At 64.2% G+C, this 5,344-nt stretch carries 6 protein-coding genes; 1 reads left to right on the plus strand and 5 read right to left on the minus strand.

Features of this window, described 5'->3' with window-relative positions:
• Nucleotides 1-69 precede the first annotated feature (69 nt).
• Nucleotides 70-684, minus strand: coding sequence for a superoxide dismutase (locus RUH75_RS23115; protein ID WP_313809555.1), 615 nt, complete (start codon nucleotides 682-684; stop codon nucleotides 70-72).
• Nucleotides 685-897: 213 nt separating this feature from the next.
• Between RUH75_RS23115 and RUH75_RS23120 the strand changes: the two genes are divergently transcribed.
• A complete protein-coding gene (locus RUH75_RS23120; RefSeq protein WP_313809556.1) occupies nucleotides 898-1,455 on the plus strand; it encodes a urate hydroxylase PuuD in 558 nt (185 codons plus the stop codon).
• 34 nt (nucleotides 1,456-1,489) lie between these two features.
• Here RUH75_RS23120 and ispZ read toward each other — a convergent pair whose 3' ends face one another.
• The 4 genes from ispZ to dapF are packed head-to-tail and all read right to left on the minus strand — an operon-like array spanning nucleotide 1,490 to nucleotide 5,200.
• A complete protein-coding gene (gene ispZ, locus RUH75_RS23125; protein ID WP_313809557.1) occupies nucleotides 1,490-2,140 on the minus strand; it encodes a septation protein IspZ in 651 nt (216 codons plus the stop codon).
• Nucleotides 2,130-3,068, minus strand: coding sequence for a signal recognition particle-docking protein FtsY (ftsY, locus tag RUH75_RS23130; RefSeq protein WP_313809558.1), 939 nt, complete (start codon nucleotides 3,066-3,068; stop codon nucleotides 2,130-2,132). The genes ispZ and ftsY overlap by 11 nt, the downstream gene beginning before the upstream one ends.
• On the minus strand, nucleotides 3,065-4,396 hold the full coding sequence (gene mtaB / locus RUH75_RS23135; RefSeq protein WP_313809559.1) for a tRNA (N(6)-L-threonylcarbamoyladenosine(37)-C(2))-methylthiotransferase MtaB: 1,332 nt from the start codon (nucleotides 4,394-4,396) through the stop codon (nucleotides 3,065-3,067). Before mtaB ends, ftsY begins: the two co-directional genes overlap by 4 nt.
• Nucleotides 4,397-5,200, minus strand: a complete 804-nt coding sequence (gene dapF / locus RUH75_RS23140) for a diaminopimelate epimerase (RefSeq protein WP_313809560.1) — start codon at nucleotides 5,198-5,200, stop codon at nucleotides 4,397-4,399.
• Between the last annotated feature and the right edge of the window lie 144 nt (nucleotides 5,201-5,344).

The following is a 5,344-nucleotide window of genomic DNA, read 5'->3' on the forward strand; positions in this document are numbered from 1 at the left end:
TGTACCCAATAAAAACACCATCCGACGCTAGGGAAAGCGTCGGATGGTGTTTTGTCAGAATGTGGGATGTCAGGCGGGCTGGTCAGCCCGGCTCACGCCTTCACCGTCCAGGTTGAGCGCGACGAAATCCCAGTCGATCGCTTCCTTGAGCAGCTTTTCGGCAAAGGCCGGGCGCAGGTTGCGATAGTCGATATAATAGGCATGTTCCCACACATCGAGGATCAGCAGCGGCGCATGGCCTTCATGCGCGACCGGCGTGTCGGCGTCGTGATAGCTGGTGACTTCGAGCTTGCCGTCCTTCAGGATCAGCGCGGCCCAGCCGCTGGCGAAATGGCCGACGGCTTCGGCCTTGAGCTTCTCGACCAGCGCGTCGACCGAGCCAAAGGCTTCTTCGATCTTGGCCAGCAGCTCGCCGCTCGGCGCGGTCTTGCTGGGCGAGAGCGACTGCCAGTAGAATGTGTGGTTCCAGATCTGGCCGACCTGGTTGAAGAGGCCGCCCTTGGACGACTTGATCAGTTCGACCAGCGACTTGCCCTGAAGCGAAGCGTCGGCGGCAACCAGTTCATTGGCCTTCACCACATAGGCATTATGGTGCTTGCCATGGTGAAAATCGAAGGTTTCGGGCGATAGAATGTCGCCAAAGGCATCCTTGGGATAGGGCAGGGGGGGCAGAACAAAGGCCATGTCGGAACTCCTCGGGTTCGTGATGGGATGGCCGCATAACGATGATGCGGCCGGAAGGCTCCGTGCCCCTAGCAGGCTTATTGCGCTGCGGAAAATACGATATTTTCTTTTAGAGTTATGGAAATATCCATGTGACAGGCGCGTAATGATGACATAGAATCGCCGGTTAGGTCGCCCGGAGAATGCGGCGGTCGGAACAATGGGGGTAGGGTCATGGCAAAATTCTTCGGCAATTTGCATCTTGTGTTGGCCGCCGGGCTGTTGCTGGCCATCGTCGTGATGTTCGGCGCGCATGCCGGGTTGGTGGATGCCAACACGATCTTCCGCTGGCTGCATCTGTTCTTCGGCATCACCTGGATCGGGCTGCTTTATTATTTCAACTTCGTCCAGATTCCGACCATGCCGAAAATCCCGGCGGAGCTGAAGCCGGGCGTTTCGAAACATATCGCCCCCGCCGCGCTGTTCTTCTTCCGCTGGGGCGCGGCGATGACGGTGCTGACCGGGCTGATCGTCGCCTGGCTGGCGGGCTATATCGCGCAGGCGCTGACCTTGCAGGCGCCCTATCTGCTGATCGGCATCGGCATGTGGCTGGCGCTGATCATGGCGTTCAACGTCTGGTTCGTGATCTGGCCGAACCAGAAGAAGGCGCTGGGCATCGTCCCGGCGGAGGATGCCGTGAAGGCGAAGGCGGCGACCACCGCGATGATCTTCAGCCGCATCAACACCCTGCTGTCGCTCGCGATGCTCTATTGCATGGTCAATTTCAGCTGAATGGCGCAGGCGGGCGCCCGGTGGCGTCCGCCCGTCACCCCTGCGGCGGCGTGGTTTCGCCGATATCCTCGCTGTCGAGCTTGTCGCCCAGATCAAGGCCGTGGCGCATCAGCATGGGCAGGTTGGCGCCAGCGAAGACGACAGACACGATGGTCACGCCCCACACCTTGACGGCCAGCCAGCTGTCGAAACTCATCGTGCGGCGCATCACCTCATTGGCGATCGCCATGCCGACGAAGAAAAAGGCCCAGTTGCGCGACAGCTTGCGCCAGCCTTCTTCGGTCAGGCCGTCATAGGCCGCTTGCAGCAGATATTTGAGCAGCGCCTTGCCGCGCATCAGCCCCGCGAACAGCATCAGCGCGAAGAAGGCGTAGATGATGGTCGGCTTGATCTGGATGAAGCTCTGGTCGCGATACACGATGGTAAGCGTGCCGAAAAAGACGATCAGCACCGCGGAGAGCCAGAGCATCGGCGATACGCGGCCCAGCTTCACTTTTGAGACGATGACGGCGACAACGATCGCGGCCATGAAGGCGGCGGTGCCGAATATCATGGCGGTGATTGGATTGCCGGGTCCCCAAAGCCAGCCCGCGCCCTTGTAGCTGAGGAAGAAGACGAGCAGGGGCCCGAAATCGAGCGCGAGACTGAGGTTGCCGCCATGCTTGGCTTTGGTGTCACCGCGCATAGGCCGTCCCCGCAATCGCCCGCGCCATGTCGCCCGGATCGAAGGGGCGCAGGTCCCCGATCTTCTCCCCCACGCCGATGGCATGGATGGGCAGGCGATATTTCTCCGCCGCCGCGACCAGCACGCCGCCGCGCGCGGTGCCGTCCAGCTTGGTCATGACCAGCCCTGTCACCTGCGCGAACTCCTTGAAAACCTCGATCTGGCTCAATGCATTCTGCCCCGTGGTGGCATCCAGCACGAGGACAACGTCATGCGGCGCCGCCGGGTTCAACCGGCCGAGGACGCGGCGGATTTTCGCCAGCTCATCCATCAACTCGGTCTTGTTGTGGAGGCGGCCGGCGGTATCGACGATCAGCACGTCGATGCCGGTGGCGGTCGCCTGTTTCACCGCGTCGAACACGATGCCCGCCGCGTCGCCGCCTTCCTTGCCCGCGACGATGGGGATGCCCAGCCGCTCGGCCCAGACCTTGAGCTGGCCGATGGCCGCGGCGCGGAACGTGTCGCCCGCCGCCAGCATCACGCCATAATCCTGCTCGAGGAAGAGGTTGGCGAGCTTGGCGATGGTGGTGGTCTTGCCCGATCCGTTGACGCCGATGACGAGGATCACCTGCGGCCGGGGAAAGGCCTCGATCTCCAGCGGGCGGGCTACCGGGGCGAGGGTCTTCTCGATCTCCTCCGCGATGATCTCGCGCAGATAGTCTTCGGTCAGCTCGCGGTTGTAGCGGCCTTCGGACAGGCGATCGCGCACGCGGGTGGCCATGGCGGGGCCAAGGTCGCTGACGATCAGCGCTTCCTCGATCTCGTCCAGAGTCTGTTCGTCGAGCGCGGCCTTGGAGAAAAGGCCGGTCAGATTCTCGCCGAGCTTGTCGGAAGTGCGCTTGAGTCCGCCGAAGAGGCGGTCGCGCCAGCTGGTGCCGGGTTCAGTCATTGCCGAGCCTCTTGCGCGATCAGCGCGCCATTCTCAAGGCCCGTGATGGTCGCGCGGACGATGGAGGAGGGGGATTGCGGTGATGCGAAGCGGACCGGCGCGAAATTCTCCGCATGGCCGGAGATGCCGTTGCGCTCGACCAGCACGGATTGGGTGGTGCCGATCAGGCTTTGCAGCCAGCTTGTCCGTTGCGCCTCGCAGGCCGAGCGGAGGCGGGCGGCGCGGGCCTTGACGCGCAAGCGGTCGACCTGCGGCATGCGGGCGGCGGGAGTGCCGGCGCGCGGGGAATAGGGAAAGATGTGGCCGTGGACGATGGCGCATTCCTCGACCAGCTTCAGGCTGTTTTCGAACATCGCTTCGTCCTCGGTCGGGAAGCCGGCGATGATGTCGGCGCCGATGCTGATGTCGGGGCGGGCGGCTTTGAGGCGTTCGACGATGCGGATCGCATCGGCGCGGCCGTGGCGGCGCTTCATGCGCTTCAGGATCATGTCGTCGCCCGCCTGAAGCGACAGATGCAGATGCGGCATCATGCGCGGCTCATGGGCGAGCAGGTCGAACAGGCGCTCATCGATCTCCACGCTGTCGAGCGAGGAGAGGCGCAGGCGCGGCAGGTCGGGCACGCCCTTCAGGATGCGCTCGATCAGCAGACCCAGCGAGGGCGCGCCGGGCAGGTCCGGGCCATAGCTGGTGACGTCCACGCCGGTCAGCACGATTTCCCTGTAACCGGCATCGACCAGTTCGCGCGCCTTCTCGATCACGGCGCCAGCGGGGACGGAGCGGCTGTTCCCGCGCCCATAGGGGATGATGCAGAAGGTGCAGCGATGGTCGCAGCCATTCTGCACCTCCAGGAAGGCGCGGGCATGTTCGGCAAAGGCGCTCGCCATATGCGGCGCGGTTTCGCGCACCGCCATGATGTCGGAAACCTGGACCTTTTCCGCCACATCCAACACGCTCGTCACCCCAGCGAAAGCTGGGGTCCCAGACCCAACGCTGTGCCCTATCGCCTGAGATCCCCGCCTCCGCCGGGATGACGTGTAGTGGGCGGGGTCCATCTTCTCGCGATTGCCGATCACCGCGTCGACCTCCGCCATGGCGGCGAAAGTCTCAGGCTCGGTCTGGGCCGCGCAGCCTGTCAGCATGATCCGCGCATCAGGTCGATCCCGCCGCGCCCGGCGGATCGCCTGCCGCGTCTGGCGCACGGCCTCGGCGGTCACGGCGCAGCTGTTGATGACGATCAGATCATCCTGCCCATCCGCCATTTCCCGGATCGCCTCGCTCTCCGCGATATTGAGGCGGCAGCCCAGGGTGATGATCTGCGGCCCGCTCATTTAAAAGCGCGCCCAGTCAGCCTCGCCGTCAAAGACATGGGTGGCAGGCCCGGTCATCAGGATATGCCCGCCCGGTGCCCAGTCGATCACCAGATCGCCGCCCGGCAGGGTCACGCGGGTCGGCCCGTTCACCAGCTTGCGCCGCACCGCCGCTACGGCGGTCGCGCAGGCGCCGGTGCCGCAGGCGCGGGTCAGGCCCGCGCCGCGTTCCCAGACGATCAGGCGGATGTGGTTCTCCCCAACGATCTGGGCGAAGTTCACATTGACGCGGGCCGGGAATAGCGGGTCCGTCTCTATCATCGGGCCGAGCCGTTCGATATCCACCGCGTCCAGATCGTCGCAGAAGAAGATGACATGCGGATTGCCGACATTGACCGCCACCGGCGCGGGCAGCTCTTCCCAGCTCACCGGCATGATCAGCGTGTCCATGGCGTAGGCAAGCGGGATCGCGTCCCACTCCAGCCGGGGCTCGCCCATGTCGACGCGGGCGCCGCCATCGACGCCCCTGGCGTCCAGCAACCCGGCCTTCGTCTCGATCAGCACGTCCCGGCCGACGAACAACGGCACGCAGCGGGTGGCGTTGCCGCACGCCTCCACTTCACTGCCGTCGCTGTTGAAGATGCGCATCGACACATCGGCGCGCTCGGAAGCCCCGATCAGGATCAGCTGGTCGCAGCCGATCCCGGCATGGCGGTCGGCAATGGCCATGGCACGCGCCTCCGTCATGTCGAGCGCGGCCTCCCGCGCGTCGATCACCACGAAATCGTTGCCCAGCCCATGCATCTTCGAAAAACGGCCCATAATGGCCGCGCATGTAAGGCCTGCGCGGGCAAAAGACCAGCCTATGCCGCTCTCAGGGCGGTATTCACCGGCAGGCTTGGATTCTTGCCGTGACAGCTTCGTCATCCCGGACTTGATCCGGGATCCCGCTTTTCTTCTTGAGCGCAC

Source organism: Sphingobium sp. (assembly GCF_032153725.1).
Taxonomy (GTDB): Bacteria; Pseudomonadota; Alphaproteobacteria; order Sphingomonadales; family Sphingomonadaceae; genus Sphingobium.